Origin of the sequence: Streptomyces sp. NPDC005402 (assembly GCF_040606575.1) — a bacterium.
Classification (GTDB): domain Bacteria; phylum Actinomycetota; class Actinomycetes; order Streptomycetales; family Streptomycetaceae; genus Streptomyces.
Genome location: NZ_JBEXFB010000024.1, coordinates 84944 through 101945 on the forward strand (window position 1 = coordinate 84944; position 17002 = coordinate 101945).

A 17002-nucleotide genomic window follows, 5' to 3' on the forward strand; every position below is an offset into this window, starting at 1 on the left:
TGCACCCCTGGTACCTCACACCCCCACCGCCCTTTCCCTCTCACCCGTGCGCCCCGTGCCGAAGCCCTGGCGCGGAAAGCAACACCCCAGGAGAACCCACCCATGCCCGACATCCTGCGTCTGCCCGACAGTCGCCTCAGACGGATAGCGACCGCCGCCGCCCTGTTCCTCACGCTCGCCCTGCTCTGCGGGCGGTTCCCGTCCACCGCGTACGCCGCCACCAACACCGCGATCACGGTGGACGGCACCAGCAGCGGCCGCACCTTCGACGGCATCGGCGCGATCAGCGGCGGCGGCGGCAACAGCCGCCTGCTGTTCGACTACCCCGCCACGCAGCGAAACGAGATCCTGGACTACCTGTTCAAGCCCGGCTACGGCGCCTCCCTGCAGATCTTCAAGGTGGAGATGGGCGGCGACACCAACTCCACCGACGGCGCCGAGATCAGCTTCCAGCACGCCCGCGGGCAGATCGACTGCAACGCCGGCTACGAGTGGTGGCTGATGGAGCAGGCCAAGGCCCGCAACCCCGATATCAAGCTCTACGCCATGCCCTGGGGCGCCCCCGGCTGGGTCGGCAACGGCACCTTCTACAGCCAGGACATGATCGACTACTACGTCTCATGGCTGGGCTGCGCCAAGCAGCACGGGCTGACCATCGACTATGTCGGCGGCTGGAACGAGCACGTCTACGACGCCACCTGGTACAAGAACCTGAAGGCGGCGCTGATATCGAACGGCTACACCTCCACCAAGCTGGTCGGCGGCGACAACTGGGGCACCAACGCCTGGACGATCGCCACCGGCATGAAGAACGACAGCGCCCTCTACAACGCCGTGGACATCGCCGGCGCCCACTACCCGTGCGGCGGCATCGGCGCGATGACCACCTGCACCTCCACCACCGACGCCCAGACCCTCGGCAAGCCGATCTGGGCCAGCGAGAGCGGTTCGCAGGGAGCCGAGGTCGGCGCGGCCCCGGTCGCCCGCGCCCTCAACCGCGGCTACCTCGACGCCAAGATGACCGCCTACATCAACTGGCCCATCGTCGCGTCGATCTACAACAACCAGTCCTTCAACTCCACCGGTCTGGTCAGCGCCAACCAGCCGTGGTCCGGCAACTACACCGTGGGCCGCACCGCGTGGGTCATCGGCCAGACCACCCAGTTCACCTCTCCGGGCTGGAAGTACCTCGACACCGCCGGCGGCTACCTCGGGGGCGCCCGCGCCAACGGCAGCTACGTCAGCTACGCCGCACCCGACAAGAGCGCCTGGAGCACGGTCTTCGAGACCATGGACGCCACCGCGTCCCAGACGGTCACCCTTAACGTCGCCGGCGGTCTGCCCGGAGGCACCCTGCACGAATGGTCGACCGACCTCTCGCAGCCCAGCACGGGCAACCCGCGCAGGGTGAAGAACGCCGACCTGACGGCCACCGGCGGCACCTACACCCTCACCCTCGACCCCGGTCACGTCTATACGGTGACCACCACCACGGGTCAGGGCGCCGGCAGCACCACGCCGCCCCAGCGCTCCCAACTGGCACTGCCCTACTCCGACTCCTTCGCCGGCTACAGCACCGGCCAGGAGGCCAAATACCTCGCCACCATGAACGGCGCCTTCCAGTCCGCCCCCTGCGCCGGCGGCCGCACCGGCCAGTGCCTGCGCCAGACGGCCCCGAGCACGCCGATCAGCTGGGTCAACCAGCCCAACCCCCAGCCCTACACCCTCATGGGCGACACGGGCTGGAGCAACTACACCCTCAGCTCCGACGTGCTGCTGGAGAAGAGTGGCAGCGCCGCGGAGATCCTCGGCCGGGTCGGCACCCAGGCCACCAACAACGGCGGGCTGAACGCCTATCACCTGCGGCTGTCCGACACCGGCGCCTGGTCGCTGCTGAAGACGAACGGCTCGTGGACGTGGACGACCCTGGCGAGCGGCACGGTGACCGCGCCCGGCACGAACACCTGGCACAAGATGGCCCTGTCCTTCCAAGGCAGCACCCTCACCGCCAAGATCGACGGCACGACCGTCGGCACGGTGACCGACAGCAGCTACGGCGGCGGCCTGGCCGGTCTCGGCACGGCCGGCTACTACCCCGTGCAGTACTCCAACCTGTCCATCACCTCCGGGACCCTGCCCGACCTCTCCGGCACCTACAAGATCGTCGGCGTCCAGAGCGGCAAGGCGCTGGACGCGGTCGGGGCCGCCACCGCCAACGGCACGAAGATCGACCAGTGGACCTACGGCGGAGGCACCCACCAGCAGTGGAAGCTGACCCGCAACACCGCCGGCTACTACAGCATCGTCGGCGTCGGCAGCGGCAAGGCCCTGGACATCGACCACGCCACCACCTGGCCCGGAACTCAGCTGCAGCTGTGGACCCCCACCGGCAGCCCGAACCAGCAGTGGCAGATCGCCCCGACCGACAACGGCAACTACATCATCGAATCCCGCCTGGACGGCTACCGGATCGACGTCCTCGGCAACTCCACCGCGGACGGAGGAATCATCGACCAGTGGCCCGCCGGAGGCACCACGAACCAGCAGTGGACCCTGGTGAAGATCGCCTGACCCGCACGCAGAGAGCCCCAGGGCGGGGCAGGACCGGGCCCCGCATGCCCCGCCCAGACGGCCGGTAGCAGAACCGGAGTTCGCACGTCGAATGCGTACCTTCACGGGAGGCGCTCGTTGGCCGACAACAGCCCCTGACCAGCACTCCTTCGGCCGCCGCACGGGCTGCCGTCACCCACCGGGCTGGCGTGGCACGCGGCGAGCCTCGGGCCGCTTCTCCTGGTGGTGAACCCCTGGGCGGATGACCCCCTAGTTTGTATACAGAAATGTGTGCGGAAGGATCAGCGAGGAGTTCCGTGGCTCGGGCAACCGGTAAGAGCGAGGCGGTCTACGAGCGGCTGAACACTGACATCGAGTCGCTGCGGCTGCGGCTGCGGCCGGGAGCCAACCTGAGCGAGGTCCAGCCGAGCGAGGAGCTGGGTGCCTCGCGATCGGGACGCCGGTGCGGGAGGCGGTCCGGCGGCTGGCCCGTGAGGGGCTGGTCGATTTCGTGCCGGGAGAGGTGGCTCGGGTGGCCGCGATCTCACTGGGTGGGGTGCGGGCCCTGTTCGAGTTCCGGATGCTGCTGGAGCCGCGTGCGGCCCATGAGCGCCTGCTGGTGCCGTTCCGTGAACTGCTGAAGCAACTGCAGGCGTTCGACGAGTCCTTCCGTGTGCGCTGAGCCCCTCCACGCAGGCGCGGTCCTACCAGGAGTTCTACGAAGACCTCAGGGTGACGCTCGATCGCCATCAGCTATGCCGGCGCCCAGGTCGCCGCACGCACGTGTTCCAGCCCGACTCGTGACCTCTGCAAGTCACGGCCCACCACCCCACCGGAGCCCGCAAGGCCGGACCACTGGTGGCACAGGACATCGCCGGTGACCTGATCGCCCGAGCCCGTCCCCTGCCCGCTCTCGCGGCGGACGATGTCATGGCGATTCTCGACATCGGCGCCTACTGCTTCTCCCCCTACCACTTCAACACTCTGCCCGAACCCGCCGTCCACGGAGTCCGCACCGGTCCTCGCGGAGATGTCCGATTCGAACTCCTCCGGCCTGCCCAGACCATCGACGATCTCCTCACCCGGAGTCGATGACCCACCTCGGCCCCGACGGGGAGCCGCACGGCGTTCGCCACTCTTCACGTGGTGAACCGCACCAACGCCTCCTGCGCGTACGACGCGAGCAGCGTGCCGTCCGCCGTCAGGACGTCCCCGCGGCCGAAGCACCGCCCGTGCGCGGCGAGCGGGCTGTGCTGGCGCAGCAGCAGCCAGTCCCCGGTGGTGAACGGCCGGTGGAACCATACGGTGTGTGCGGTGACGGCCGAGGTGAACGCACGGCCCGCGTCCGCCTGCGTCACGCCCTCCACTGGACGTAGCGCGGTGCCGATGGGCGTGAGGTCGGTGGCGTAGGCGAGGAGGCCGGGGGCGAGGGCCCGGGGAGCGTCCGGGATGTGGGTCCACAGCTCGTACTCGGGCGGCTCCGACTTCGCGGTGTCGAGATCGGCCGCCGCCCTCGACTCCCAGGGCAGCAAGCCCAGCGCGACGGCGCGTTCGGGCCCGGGCAGCGTCGGCACGGGGGTTGCCACCTGCCGGTCGGGCCCCTCCTCCCACACGTGCAGGTTCGCGTTCGCCACCGCGACGACTCCCCGCTCCTGGCGGGCGGTCAGCCGTACGGTCGCGAAGGTCCGCCCCTGCTGCGGCACCTCGGTCTCGTAACGCACCGGTTCACCCGTGCGCCCTTCCCGCAGGAACTGCGTGTGGAGCGACTTCAGCCCCTTGCCCGGCGCGGCGAGCTGTGCCGCCCCTGCGAACTGGGCGAGCAACTGTCCGCCGAACAGCCGCCGGTACTCCAGTTGTTGCGAGCGGCCCTCGTAGGTGCCCGGCCCGCAGGGAGCGAGGGCGAGGCAGCCGAGCAGGTCGCTCCACAGGTCGGTCACGAGGTGCCCCTCACAGGTCGACGAGGCGAGGGGCGCGCGTCTCACGCAGCAGCAGCCGACCGGCCTCGCGGGTCAGTTCACGGGTGGAGCCGAGCAGCCCGTCGAGCACCAGGGCACGTTTGACGTGCCGGTGGAGGGCGTGCTCGGCGGTGAAGCCGATACCGCCGAGCGCCTGCTGGCAGTGGCGGGCAGCGGTGAGCGCGGCCCGGCCGGCGGCGGCTTTGGCGAGCAGCGCGCCGGTGTGATCCAGGGCATCGACGCTGTCCGGCGCTTCGGTGTTCTCCCTGGCGGAGCGGTCCGTCTCCGGAGCCGCGGACGCGACCAGCACCGCCTCCGCCGCCTCCAGCGCCACGTACGTCTCCGCCAGCCGGTGCCGCAGCGCCTGGAAGGAAGCGAGGGGGCGGCCGAACTGCTCGCGGTCCAGCACATGTTCGCGGGCGAGCGCCAGCATGGCCCGTCCGGCGCCCAGCAGCCACCAGCCCAGAGCCCGGCGGCCCGCCGCCACGGCAGGTGCGGGAAGGTCACCGGGTTCGGCGTGGCGCAGCGGAAGTCCGGGATCCAGCGGACCGGTCGGCGCACCGTCCCCCCGGGCCCACCGCACCCAGGCCCCGCCCGCGTACGGCAGCGGCGGCGTACCCCCGAGAGGGCGGCCCGCCGCCAGCAGGACGACGTCGTTGAGGACCGGCGCCTGCGTGCCGGTCTCCCCGAGCAGCCGGAACACCAGCGGGATCGCGGTGTCCGGTTCCTCTGCGAGCATCTCCGCCCAGCCCAACTCGGCCAGGGCGGCGCCCGGTTCGGCTTCCGGCCTGCTCGTCGTCAGGGACTTGCGCAGGGCATCTTCCAACAGTGCGCGTTCAGCGGCGTCCACCGCGTCTCACTCCTTCCCGAGGTCCAGCAGACGGCGGGCGACGATGTTGCGCTGGATCTCGGCGGTGCCGCCGTAGATGGTCGCGGCCCTCGAGTAGAGGTACTCGGTGCGCCACGTCCCGTCCGGCGCCAGCTCCACCGACCCCGGCAGCAGGTCCCGCGCCGTGTCGAAGAGCCGTTGCTCGGCGCCGGCCAGCAGTATCTTGTTCACGGAGGTCTCCGGGCCCAGCCGCCCGCCGTCCGCCAGGGCCCGTTGGGTGGCGGCCGAGCGGCAGCGCACGCTGTGCAGGTCCAGCCAGACCGCACCCAGCGCGTCCGCGTCCGGCTCGCAGCCGTCGGCCAGGAGCCGGTCGAGGCGGCTGTAGAGGTGGGCCACGCGGTGCCAGAAGCAGGTGGACCGCTCGTGCGGCAACAGGTCCATCGCGAGGCGCCAGCCGTCGCCGGGGGAGCCCAGCAGCCGCCCCGCGGGGACCCGCACGTCGTCGAAGAACACCTCGGCAAACTCGTCCACGCCGTGCATCGTGCGCAGCGGCCGTACGGTGATGCCGGGGGAGTCCATGTCGACGAAGAAGGCGCTGATGCCGCCGTGCCCCGGCCCTCCCGTCCGGGCGAGCAGGACGCAGCGGGCCGCGTACTGGGCGAGGCTCGTCCACACCTTCTGCCCCGTCACCACCCAGTCGTCCCCCCGCGGGACCGCACGCGTGGACAGGGACGCCAGGTCGCTGCCCGAGCCGGGCTCGGAGAAGCCCTGGCACCACTGCTCCTCGCCGCCGAGCAGCCGGGGCACCATTTCGGCGGCGAGCGCGGGCGGCGCGTAGTCGATCAGTGTGGGGACCAGCACCTCGACCATCGACCACAGGCCGGGCTCGGCGAGGTCCCGCGAGGCGACCTGCTCGCCCAGTACCGCCCGCAGCACGCTCGGGCCGCCGAGTCCGCCGACCGCGTCCGGCCATCCGTGCCGCATCCAGTCCGCCGCCCACAGCTCCCGCCGGACGCGGGCCAGCTGCGCGACCTGGGCGTCCAGGGAGTGGTCCGTACCGGGGGACAGGTCGTGACGGTCCAGCCAGGCTCCCAGCGCCTGGCGGAACTCCTCGACCCTCACGAGCGGGTGCGCTCGAATGCGTGCGGGCGGCCCGAGTCGTGGGCGCCGCTGCGGCGGATGAAGGTCATGGCGCGGGTTCGCAGCCGCCAGCCGTCCGGGGTGCGGACGTAGGTGTCGTTGTAGTAGCCGATGCGCAACTCGTGCGTGGAGTGCTCGACGAAGCACAGCGGCTGAGTGCCGGTGGCCGCGTCACCGTCCAGCTCGATCACCGGCGTGCCCACGAGGAACAGCCCCTTCGGGGCGGCGGAGACGAGTGCCGGGAACTCGTCGAGCGGGTAGGTGTCGCCGAAGGCGCTGTAGCCGCCGTCCGGCGCGAACACGGCGAGCACCCGGTCCACGTCACCGCGGGTCATGGCGACCGCGTAACGGGCGAGGAGCTGTTCGATCTCCATCAGGTCGTCGGTGACGCTCAAGGGCCTCGTCCTCTCGTACGAGAATGTAATTCTCACTGAAGGAGTATTGCTCCGGATGGTTGCTTCTCCAATAGGGAGAAGCTAATTTCCAAGTCATGGATCAATTCCTGGCCTTCACGGTGGTCGGCCTGAGTACCGCCGCCGTCTACGCCGTGATCGGCACCGGTCTGGTGGTCACGCACGCCACCACCGGTGTGTTCAACTTCGCCCACGGCGCGGCCGGAATGCTGTCCGCCTTCGCCTACTGGCAGCTGGCCGTCGGCTGGGGCTGGCCGGTCCCGCTCGCCCTCGCCTTCGTCCTGCTCGTCCTGGCCCCCGCCTTCGGCCTGTTCGTGGAACGCGTGCTCATGCGGCCGGTGCAGGCGCTCGGCGAGGCCGAACGCCTCGTGATGACCGTCGCGCTGCTCACCGGGTGCATCGCGCTCGCCCGCTGGGTGTGGGACCCCAACACCGCGCGTCCGCTCACGCCGTTCCTCGCCGACCGGCCTGCACTGCGCCTCGGCCCGGCCGCCGTCACCTGGCACCAGGCGATCACCATGGCCGTCGCCCTGGCGATCGCCGCGGCCCTCTGGGCACTGCTGCACCGCACCCGCGCCGGCACGGAGATGCGCGCCTCCGTCGACGACCGGGCTCTCGCCGGCCTCACCGGCGCCGATCCGCTACGTGCCACCCGGCTCGCCTGGGTGCTCGGCATCCAGCTCGCCGCCGTCGGCGGCATCCTCATCGCGCCCGCCGTCGCGCTCGACGCCCAGCAGCTGTCGCTGCTCATCGTCAGCGCCTACACCGCCGCCGTCTTCGGCCGACTGCGCAGCCTGCCGCTCACCTTCCTCGGGGCCCTCGTCGTCGGCCTGCTGGAGGCCTATCTCGCCGGCTACCTGCCGCAGAACGACTACCTTCCAGGCCTGCGCCTGGCGGCCCCCGCCCTGCTGCTGTTCCTGGCCCTGCTCGCCTTCCCACACCGCAGACTGCGCGGCCGTGACCGCACCCCCGTACGGGTGCCGCTGCCGTCGGCACGCGGGAGCCTCCTCCTCGCGGGCTCGACCGTGCTGTTCGCGCTCGTCCTGGTGACGGTCCTGGCGGAGGACGCCGTCCTCTCCTACGGCACGCTCTTCCCGCTCGGCGTCATCGCCCTGTCCTTCGTGCCCCTGGCGGGATACACCGGGCAGATCTCCCTGTGCCAGCTGTCCATCGCCGGCATCGGCGCTGTCGTGTGGGGACACCTCGGCGCGCACGGCGAGCTGTGGGCGCTGCCCGTCGCCATGCTGGTCACCGCGGCCGTCGGCGCGCTGATCGCGCTGCCCGCCCTGCGCCTGTCGGGCATCTACCTCGCGCTCGGCACCGCCGCGTTCGCCGTCGTCCTCGACCGCTGGATCTTCACCTTGCCCGCCTTCGAGGTGCTGGGTGTGCGCGTCACCTTCTTCGACCAGGGTTCGGTGACCGTCACCGGCGCGGACCTGTTCGGCCTGCACCTCACCTCACCGGCCCAGCTGCTGGTGTTCTCCGCCGTGTGTCTCGCGCTCGTCTCGGTCGGCGTCGCCACACTGCGCCGGGGCCGGTTCGGCCGCCGACTGATCGCGCTGCGCGACAGCGAGGCCGCCTACGCCACCCTCGGCGGACGGCTCCTCGTCACCAAGACGGCCGTCTTCGCCCTGTCCGCCGGGATCGCCGGACTGGGCGGTGCCCTGTACGGCATGCAGCTGCAGACCGTCACCGCCGACCAGTTCAACCTCGTCGCCGGGCTGCCGATCTTCCTGATCGCGGTCATCGGCGGCCTCGGCGCGGTGGGCACGGGGCTGTTCACCGGCATCGCCTTCGTCCTGCCGGCGCAGCTGATGAGCGGCCTCGGCTCCTGGGTGCACGACGTGACCGCCCTGCTCGTCGCGCTCGCCGGCATGGGACTCGCGCACAGCCCGAGCGGCGTCCTGGTCCGGATGCGCGCCGAATGGGCGCCGCTGGGACGGAACCGTCCGCTGCTGAGCGGGCTGCTCGGCGTCCTCGGCGTGTGCTGGCTGCTCGCGGCGCTCGACGTGGCGGACGGATGGCTGCTCCTCGCGATCGCCCTCGTCACGGCCCTGCTGCTGCGCTTCCGCGCCGCCGCACAGCGGTCGCCCACCGACATCCCGCCCGAGTGGTGGGGCGTACGCCGCCCCTGGCGAGCCGAGGACGGGGAGGTGCTGAGCCGTGCCACCACTGCTGCGGGCTGAGGAGATCACCGTCTCCTTCGGGGGACGCCGCGCCCTCGACGGCGTGTCGCTGACGGCCGAGGCGGGCCGGGTAACAGGCCTCATCGGCCCCAACGGTGCGGGAAAGTCCACGCTGTTCGACGTGGTCTGCGGGCTGCGCCGACCCCGCACCGGCCGTATCCGTCTCGACGGCCGCGACATCACCCGGGAAGGCCCCGCCCGTCGCGCCCGCCGTGGGATGTCCCGCACCTTCCAGCACCTGGAGCTCTTCGGTCGTCTCTCCGTGCGCGACAACCTGCTCGTCGCCGCCGAACTCGGCCCGGGGCGCCGCCACGCCGCCCGCACGGCCGACGCCGTACTGGCACGGCTCGGTCTGACCGGCGTGGCCGACGACGCGGCCGACGCGCTCCCCACCGGCCTGGCCCGCCTGGTCGAGGTCGGCCGCGCCCTCGTCCTCGGCCCGCGCGTCCTGCTCCTTGACGAACCCGCCGCCGGCCAGGACGCGGAGGAGACACAGCGGTTCGCCGCGTTGCTGCGCTCCCTCGCCGACGAAGGCACGGCTGTCCTGCTCGTCGAGCACGACATGAGCCTGGTGATGAGCGTCTGCGACGAGGTGCACGTCCTCGACCTCGGCTCCGTCGTCGCCAGCGGCCCGCCCGCCCGAGTGCAGACCGACGAGACGGTCCTCGCCGCCTACCTGGGGGAGGCACGACCATGAGCGGACCCCTGCTGGAGCTGGACGGCATCCGCGCCGCCCACGGCGGCATCACCGTGCTGCACGGCGTGGACCTGGCCGTCGAGGAGGGCCGCGTGGTGGCCCTCCTCGGTCCCAACGGCGCCGGCAAGACCACCCTGCTGTCGGTCGCCGCCGGCGTGCACCCGCCCAGCGCCGGCCGGTTGCTGCTCGGTGGCCGGGACGCCACGGGCATCCACCCGCGCGCCATCGCCCGCGTCGGCGTCTGCCTGGTGCCCCAGGGCCGTGGTGTCTTCCCCAACCTGTCCGTGCGCGACAACCTCCGGATGATGACCTTCACGGGCCGCGCCCAGGAGGAGATCGAGGAGATCGCCTACGCCCGTTTCCCCATCCTCGGCACCCGGCGCGCCCAGCCGGCGGGCACCCTCTCAGGCGGCGAGCAGCAGATGCTCGCCCTCGCCCGCGGCCTCGCCACCGACCCCGCCGTCCTGCTCCTCGACGAACTCTCCATGGGGCTCGCCCCGCTGGTCGTCGCCGAGCTCTACGAACTCGTCGCCGGCGTCGCCCGGCAGGGCGTCGCCGTGCTCGTCGTCGAGCAGTTCGCCGCCGCCGTGCTGGCGATCGCCGACCACGCCGCCGTCCTCGCCCGCGGCCGCGTCCAGTGGCAGGGGCGCCCCGACAGCTCCCTGCACGCCGAACTCTCCTCCTACTACCTGGGGAGCCCGACATGACCGCACCTCCCGAAGCGCGTGCAGAACGGTTCGTCCGTGAACTGGCCGAGCTGAAGATCCCCGATCCCGCCGCCGCCCGCGCCACGCTCTGGCTGCGGCTCGGCGGACTGCTCATGGCCGCGGGACTCGTCCTCGGCGCGCTCGCCTTCCCCCTCGCCCACGCAACCGACAACTCCCTCGCTCAGGGCGACGCCCTCGCCATCGGCCTCGGCGGCATCGCCGCCGCCGTGGTGGGCGGAGCCCTGTTCCTGCGCTACTCGCTCACCGGCTTCCTGCGCTTCTGGCTCGCCCGCCAGTCCTACGACCTGGACCGGCTGGGGGAGAGGCTCACCCCACCGGCACCCGCACCCCAAGGAGAACCGCGCCATGCCGTCACCCCGCACACCGGCCCTGCGCCCCGGTGACCAACTGGCCTCGGCCACCGGCACCACCCGCGTCATCGTGATCCGGGCCCCGCAGGAGGTCACGGGCCCGGTCGAATGCGGTGGCAGCCCGATGGTCCCGGCCCAGGACGCGCCGGCCGCACAGCCGGCCGGTCAGACACCGGACACCCTCATCGGCAAGCGCTACGTCGACCCCGCCGACACGCTCGAACTCCTCTGCACCGTTTCCGGCACTGGCCACCTCACCTACGGAGGAGAGCCACTGGCGGTCAAACCGCCCAAGGCCCTGCCCGCCTCGGACTGATCCGCCCACAGCCACAAGGAGTCCCATGCACCGCGATGACATGATCCTCATCAGCGTCGACGACCACATCATCGAACCGCCGGACCTGTTCGCCAACCACCTGCCGGCCCGTTACAAGAAGGACGCGCCGCGGCTGGTGCACCGCGAGGACGGCAGCGACGTCTGGCAGTTCCGGGACGCCAGGATCGGCAACGCCGCGCTCAACGCGGTCGCGGGCCGTCCCAAGGAGGAGTACGGCATGGAGCCGCAGGGCCTGGACGAGATCAGGCCCGGCTGCTACGACGTCGACGAACGCGTCGCCGACATGAACGCCGGCGGTGTCCTCGCCCAGCTGAACTTCCCCTCCTTCCCCGGCTTCTCCGCCCGGCTGTTCGCCACCGAGGACTCCGACTTCTCGATGGCCCTGGTGCGCGCCTACAATGACTGGCACATCGACGAGTGGTGCGCCGCCCACCCCGGCCGGTTCATCCCCATGGCCCTCCCGGCGATCTGGGACGCCGAGCTGTGCGCCCAGGAGATCCGGCGCGTCGCCGAGAAGGGCTGTCACGCCCTCACCTTCCCGGAGAACCCGGTCCCGCTCGGCTACCCCAGCTTCCACTCCGAGTACTGGGACCCCGTATGGCGGGCGCTGACCGACTGCGGCACGGTCATGAACCTGCACATCGGATCCTCCGGCCGCCTCGCCATCACCGCGCCAGACGCCCCGCCGGACGTGATGATCACCCTCCAGCCCATCAACCTCGTCCAGGCGGCCGCCGACCTGATGTGGTCCCGCGTCCTCAAGGAGTACCCGGCCATCAGGATCGCCCTGTCGGAGGGCGGCACCGGCTGGATCCCCTACTTTCTGGAGCGTCTGGACCGCACCTACGAGATGCACGCCACCTGGACGCTCCAGGACTTCGGCGGCAAGGTCCCCTCGGAGGTCTTCCGCGAGCACTTCCTGACCTGCTTCATCAGCGACCCGATCGGGGTGAGGCTCCGTCACGACATCGGCATCGACAACATCTGCTGGGAGGCCGACTACCCGCACAGCGACTCGATGTGGCCCAACGCCCCCGAAGAGCTCCACGACGTACTGACCGCGAACTCCGTGCCGGACGACGACATCAACAAGATGACGCACGAGAACGCCATGCGCTGGTACTCCTTCGACCCGTTCGCCCACGTTCCCCGCGAACAGGCGACCGTGGGAGCCCTGCGCAGGGCCGCGGGCGGCCACGACGTGTCCGTGAAGTCCCGCAGCCGTCAGGTCGTCGCCCCCGCCGAGAAACTCGCCGTCTACCGCAAGAAGGCCGAGGCGGCGCTCGCCGCCGCGCAGCCGAAGTAAGGCCGACGGCCCGCTGAGGGGCACGTGCCGATGGCGCGTCCTTCCCGCGTGTTCTCCGGGAGACCTGGGAACCGGTCGTGGTCGGCCGGTGCCTCAGCCCTGTCGTTGGCCCGCGCGTACCAGGCCGGTCTCGTAGGCGATGACGACGAGCTGAGCCCGGTCGCGGGCGCCGAGTTTGGCCATGGCACGGTTGGCGTGCGTCTTGACGGTGACCGGGGTGACGAAGAGGCGTTCGGCGATCTCGTCGTTGGCCAGGCCGGTGCCCACCAGTGCCAGTACCTCCCGTTCCCGGGGAGTCAGCGTGGCCAGGCGACGGGGGTCGACGAGGTCGCCGGGTGAGGGCTGGGCGAGAACCCGGGAGATCAGGCCCTTGGTGGCTGCCGGGGAGAGAAGCGCCTCGCCGCCGGCCACCAGGCGGACGGCGTCGAGCAGTTGCGCCGGTTCGACTCCCTTGCCCAGGAATCCGCTCGCGCCTGCCCGGAGGGCCTCGATGACCAGGTCGTCCTCCTCGAAGGTGGTGAGGACGAGGACCTTGACCCCGGCCAGGTCCTCGTCCTGGGCGATCAGCCGCGTCGCCTCGATGCCGTCGACCTCGGGCATCCGGATGTCCATCACCACCACGTCGGCGCGCTCGGACCGGGCCAGTCGGGCTGCCTCCCGCCCGTCGGAGGCCTCCGCGACGACTTCCATGTCCGGTTGTGCGCTGATGAGCAGCCGGAAGGTGCCGCGGAGCAGAGCCTGGTCGTCGGCGAGCAGGACGCGAATGGTCATGTGCGGTGTTTCCTCACGGGGTGTCAGGCAGGTGCGGGAGAGAGCGAGACCGGCAACTCGGCTACGACCTGGAAGCCGCCTTCGGAACGCGGGCCGGCGGTGACGGTACCGCCGATGGCGGTGGCCCGCTCGTGCATGCCGATCAGTCCGTGGCCGGTGCCCGCGCCCTTCGGCGCGCCCGGGCGTCCGTCATCCGTCACCGTGACCCGGAGTGAGTGCACGCCATACTCCAGGACCACCGAGGCCGAGGAGGTGGACGCATGCTTGTGGGTGTTGGTGAGGGCTTCCTGGATGATGCGGTAGGCGGTCAGGTCGGTTGCGGGCGCCAGCGGCGAGGGGCCGCCCGTGCGGGTCACCGACACGGACAGGCCGCTCGCCTCGAAGCCGGTGACGAGGGCGTCGAGATCGGCCAGGCGCGGGATGGGGGCCCGCGAGCCCGGCGCGTCGTCGGGCTGGCGCAACAGGCCGACGGTGGCGCGCAATTCGTCGAGGGCGGCTCGGCTGTTGTCCTTGATGTGAGCGAGCGCCTCGTACGCCTGGTCGGGGTTGGCGCGCATGAGGTGGTGGGCCACACCGGCCTGGGCGTTGACCAGGGTGATGTGGTGGGCGACGACATCGTGCAGATCGCGCGCGATGCGCACGCGTTCCTCGGTGACCCGGCGCCGGGCCTCTTCCTCCCGGGTGCGTTCGGCGTGTTCCACGCGTTCCCTGGCCGCCGCGAGGCTCTCACGGCGGCTGCGGACGGTGCGGCCGAGCGCGGTGGCCGCGATCGCGAAGTCCAACCGCAACAGACTGGCCCCCGCCACCAGGGACTCGGAGTGGGTGGCGGCGTAGACACCGGTGATCGCCACGGCCGAGGCTACCCCGACCGTCCACGCGGTGCGCCGGCTGCCGAGGAGGGCGAGGGTATACAGGGCGATCAGGCTCGCTCCCGGGGCCGGCGAGATGTGTGAGGCGACGGCCATCAGCGTGAGGTCACCCGCCAGGGTGAAGAGGGCGACGCCCAGGGGCCAGCGGCTTCGGAAGGCCAGCGGCAAGCACGACAGCGTCGTCCACACGACCTCGTGCCAACGAGGCTCCTGCCAGGAGTCCTTGCCGACGGCGGCGGTCGCCGCCGCGGCGATCACGATCAGCGGTACCGCCGGCAGCGCGTCTTTGATCCGGTCATGACGGGCCAGCCACCGTTGCCACACCATGGGCAGTTCCATTCCCTCACTCTAAGCAGCGCCGACCGGTGGAAGGCGAGGTCCCCCCGCCTTCCACCGGCCCGCCTGCGATGTCGGTCCGTCGTGGCGACGGTCAGTTGGCCAGGCCGGAAGACTCCGGTTCCCGCACGGCGTACAGCGGATGCGCGGGCTCGTCGGCGGGGCCTTCCACGGACACGTTGGGCAGGGCCTTGTCCAGTCGGCGGGGCAGCCACCAGTTGGCCCGTCCGCACAGGTGCATGAGCGCGGGGACGACGATCATGCGGATCAGCAGGGCATCCACAGCGACCGCGACCGCGAGGCTGACGCCGAACTCGGAGATGACCCGCATGCCGCCGAAGACGAAGGAGCCGAAGACACAGACCATGATGGTGGCGGCGACGGCGATGACCTTGCCGGTCTCGGCCTGGCCGACCCGGACCGCGCGGTGGCTGTCGCCGGTGTGGGCCCACTCCTCGCGCATCCGGCTGACGAGGAAGACCTGGTAGTCCATGGACAGGCCGAACATGATGCCGACGACCAGGATCGGCACGAACGACTCGATCGGTCCGCCGGCACCGAGACCGAGCAGTCCGGCACCGAAGCCGTACTGGAAGACCACCACGATCGCGCCGAAGGCCACTCCGATGCTGAGGATGTTCAGCAGCGCGCCGACCGCCGGGATGAGCAGGCTGCGGAAGGCGACGGTCAGCAGCAGGAAGCCGAGCGCGGCGATCACCAGCACGAAGACGGGCAGCTTGCCCATCAGGACCGAGGCGAAGTCGTCGTTGCTCGCGGTGACGCCTCCCACGTAGACCTTCATCGACGTGCCCTGTTCGGCTTGCGGGATCACGTCGTCACGCAGGTGGTGGATCAGGTCGGAGGTGGCTTCGGACTGTGGGGAGGTCGTCGGGACGACGGAGACCACCCCGACGGTCTGTCCGTCCTTCATGGCCGCGGAGTTGGCACTGGCGACACCGTCGACCTTCTCGAGGGCGGTGACCAGTTTCCCCTCGGCGGCCTTGCCGGCGGCGTCGGGGGCCTGGACCGCCAGGACGAGCGGGCCGTTGAAGCCAGGCCCGAACCCGTCGGCGATCATGTCGTACGCCTGACGGTTCGTCGAGGTCGTCGGCAGGTTGCCGTCGTCGGACGCGCCCAGACGCAGCGACAGCGTCGGCAGCGCGAGCGCCGCGAGCACGGCCAGGGCGACGAGGGCCAGCGTCTTGGGCCTGGCCTGCACCCGCTCGGCCCACCGGCCCCACAGCCCGGTCCGGCTCGAGGAGCGCGGCCGGGTCCAGCCGGACATCTCGCGGCGCTGCTTGCGGCCGAGGACGCGCGGGCCGATCATGCCGAGCAGCGCCGGGAGCAGGGTGATGGCGGCCAGCACGGTCAGTGTGACGGTGATCGCCGCGCCGATTGCCATGCCGTTGATGATGCCGACGTTCAGGGTGAGCATGCCCAGCAACGCGACGACGACGGTCAGCCCGGCGAACACCACGGCCCGACCGGAGGTGTTGAGGGCCTTGGCTGCCGATTCGGCGACGCTCATGCCCGCCATGAGGTTGGTGCGGTGCCGGTTGACGATGAACAGCGCGTAGTCGATGCCCACGCCCAGACCGATCAGCGAACCCAGGGTGAGCGTGGTGTCGGAGAGCGTGATGACGTGGCTGAGCAGGATCACCGTGACCGCGGAGGTGCCGACACCGACGATGGCCGTGATGATCGGCAGCGCCGCCACCCAGACGGCCCGGAAGACGAACAGCAGCACGATGAAGGCGAGGACGATGCCCATGACGTCGGCGACCGGGTTGGGAGCGGGGTTGACGGTGAACGCCTGCCCGTTCAGCGCGATGTGCAGGGTCCCCGACTCCGGGCCGGTGGCGATTTCCTTCACGTGGTCGACCTGGGTGTCCTCCACCTCCCGGTCGAATGAGACCGAGGCGTAGGCCGTCTGGCCGTCCTTGCTGATCTGCCCCTTGCCGAGCGGTGTGTAGGGGCTGGTCACCTCGGCGACGCCCGGTGCCTCGGCTATCTCCTTCAGAGTCCGGGTCATCACCTGCTTGGCGGCGGGCTCGGTGACCTCACCGCCGTTCACCTGCCAGACCACCCGGCCGCTCTTGCCCGCCGCACTGTTGGAGGCTTGCCGGAGCAGTGCCGTCGCCTTGGCCGAGTCGGTGTCCTGCGAGGTGGGGCTGTCGCCGAAGGCGCTGCCGGCCGCACCGACTCCGGCGCCGAGAGCGAGCAACAGGCCCACCCAGACCAGGACGACGGCGAGCCGGCGCCGGTGGCACCAGCGGGCGAGAGGGGACATCGACGAGCCTTTCCAGGGGACTGTCATGCGTGCGGGCCGACGATCACGGCCCACTCGAACACTCGCAGTTCTCCGGTCTCTCGTCATTGGCCGTTCGCAGACACTTGCGTCTACTGCGATCGCAGCAGAGAGGGGGCAGGCGTCTGCCGTCGACGGCTCCGATCGGAGCACCAGAACGGCCCTTCCATGCGGTTGATCACGTAGGTGATGCCACTGTCGGGGATGTGAGGTCACCGACGAGCCGG

General features: G+C 71.0%; 16 protein-coding genes. 9 read left to right on the plus strand and 7 right to left on the minus strand.

Features of this window, described 5'->3' with window-relative positions:
- The first annotated feature begins 102 nt into the window (after window positions 1–102).
- From ABZT02_RS36060 to ABZT02_RS36070, 3 genes are all read left to right on the plus strand, one after another.
- On the plus strand, window positions 103–2571 hold the full coding sequence (locus ABZT02_RS36060; protein WP_356025317.1) for an RICIN domain-containing protein: 2469 nt from the start codon (window positions 103–105) through the stop codon (window positions 2569–2571).
- 442 nt (window positions 2572–3013) lie between these two features.
- Window positions 3014–3232, plus strand: coding sequence for a hypothetical protein (locus ABZT02_RS36065; RefSeq protein ID WP_356025319.1), 219 nt, complete (start codon window positions 3014–3016; stop codon window positions 3230–3232).
- A gap of 176 nt (window positions 3233–3408) precedes the next feature.
- A complete protein-coding gene (locus tag ABZT02_RS36070; protein WP_356025321.1) occupies window positions 3409–3645 on the plus strand; it encodes a hypothetical protein in 237 nt (78 codons plus the stop codon).
- Window positions 3646–3689: 44 nt separating this feature from the next.
- Here ABZT02_RS36070 and ABZT02_RS36075 read toward each other — a convergent pair whose 3' ends face one another.
- From ABZT02_RS36075 to ABZT02_RS36090, 4 genes are read right to left on the minus strand one after another with little or no spacing between them, the layout of a single operon-like run.
- Entirely contained in the window at window positions 3690–4487 is a 798-nt protein-coding gene (locus tag ABZT02_RS36075) for an acyl-CoA thioesterase domain-containing protein (protein WP_356025323.1), read from the minus strand.
- Between the two features lie 10 nt (window positions 4488–4497).
- Entirely contained in the window at window positions 4498–5355 is an 858-nt protein-coding gene (locus ABZT02_RS36080; protein WP_356025325.1) for an acyl-CoA dehydrogenase family protein, read from the minus strand.
- A gap of 6 nt (window positions 5356–5361) precedes the next feature.
- Complete coding sequence (locus ABZT02_RS36085) at window positions 5362–6456, minus strand: acyl-CoA dehydrogenase family protein (RefSeq protein ID WP_356025327.1); 1095 nt, start codon at window positions 6454–6456, stop codon at window positions 5362–5364.
- Window positions 6453–6869 (minus strand): nuclear transport factor 2 family protein, encoded by a 417-nt coding sequence (locus ABZT02_RS36090; RefSeq protein ID WP_356025328.1) that lies wholly within the window; start codon window positions 6867–6869, stop codon window positions 6453–6455. Before ABZT02_RS36090 ends, ABZT02_RS36085 begins: the two co-directional genes overlap by 4 nt.
- Window positions 6870–6964: 95 nt before the next feature.
- On the opposite strand from ABZT02_RS36090, the gene ABZT02_RS36095 reads away from it, so the two are divergent.
- The 6 genes from ABZT02_RS36095 to ABZT02_RS36120 are packed head-to-tail and all read left to right on the plus strand — an operon-like array spanning window position 6965 to window position 12491.
- Entirely contained in the window at window positions 6965–9073 is a 2109-nt protein-coding gene (locus ABZT02_RS36095) for an ABC transporter permease (protein ID WP_356025330.1), read from the plus strand.
- The gene (locus ABZT02_RS36100) at window positions 9051–9770 is read left to right on the plus strand and encodes an ABC transporter ATP-binding protein (protein ID WP_319669924.1); all 720 of its coding nucleotides are present in this window, start codon (window positions 9051–9053) and stop codon (window positions 9768–9770) included. The genes ABZT02_RS36095 and ABZT02_RS36100 overlap by 23 nt, the downstream gene beginning before the upstream one ends.
- Window positions 9767–10477, plus strand: a complete 711-nt coding sequence (locus ABZT02_RS36105; RefSeq protein WP_356025332.1) for an ABC transporter ATP-binding protein — start codon at window positions 9767–9769, stop codon at window positions 10475–10477. The genes ABZT02_RS36100 and ABZT02_RS36105 overlap by 4 nt, the downstream gene beginning before the upstream one ends.
- Complete coding sequence (locus tag ABZT02_RS36110; protein ID WP_356025334.1) at window positions 10474–10881, plus strand: hypothetical protein; 408 nt, start codon at window positions 10474–10476, stop codon at window positions 10879–10881. The genes ABZT02_RS36105 and ABZT02_RS36110 overlap by 4 nt, the downstream gene beginning before the upstream one ends.
- On the plus strand, window positions 10844–11164 hold the full coding sequence (locus ABZT02_RS36115; RefSeq protein WP_356025336.1) for a hypothetical protein: 321 nt from the start codon (window positions 10844–10846) through the stop codon (window positions 11162–11164). Before ABZT02_RS36110 ends, ABZT02_RS36115 begins: the two co-directional genes overlap by 38 nt.
- A gap of 25 nt (window positions 11165–11189) precedes the next feature.
- The gene (locus tag ABZT02_RS36120) at window positions 11190–12491 is read left to right on the plus strand and encodes an amidohydrolase family protein (protein ID WP_356025338.1); all 1302 of its coding nucleotides are present in this window, start codon (window positions 11190–11192) and stop codon (window positions 12489–12491) included.
- 93 nt (window positions 12492–12584) lie between these two features.
- Here the strand turns inward: ABZT02_RS36120 and ABZT02_RS36125 are convergent, their stop codons facing one another.
- The 3 genes from ABZT02_RS36125 to ABZT02_RS36135 all read right to left on the minus strand — a co-directional run bounded on the left by ABZT02_RS36125 (window position 12585) and on the right by ABZT02_RS36135 (window position 16757).
- A complete protein-coding gene (locus ABZT02_RS36125; RefSeq protein WP_107447335.1) occupies window positions 12585–13262 on the minus strand; it encodes a response regulator transcription factor in 678 nt (225 codons plus the stop codon).
- 23 nt (window positions 13263–13285) lie between these two features.
- Window positions 13286–14470 carry a histidine kinase gene (locus ABZT02_RS36130; RefSeq protein WP_356025341.1) on the minus strand — a complete coding sequence of 395 codons (1185 nt, stop codon included), beginning with the start codon at window positions 14468–14470 and terminating at the stop codon, window positions 13286–13288.
- 91 nt (window positions 14471–14561) lie between these two features.
- Window positions 14562–16757 (minus strand): MMPL family transporter, encoded by a 2196-nt coding sequence (locus ABZT02_RS36135; RefSeq protein ID WP_356025343.1) that lies wholly within the window; start codon window positions 16755–16757, stop codon window positions 14562–14564.
- Between the last annotated feature and the right edge of the window lie 245 nt (window positions 16758–17002).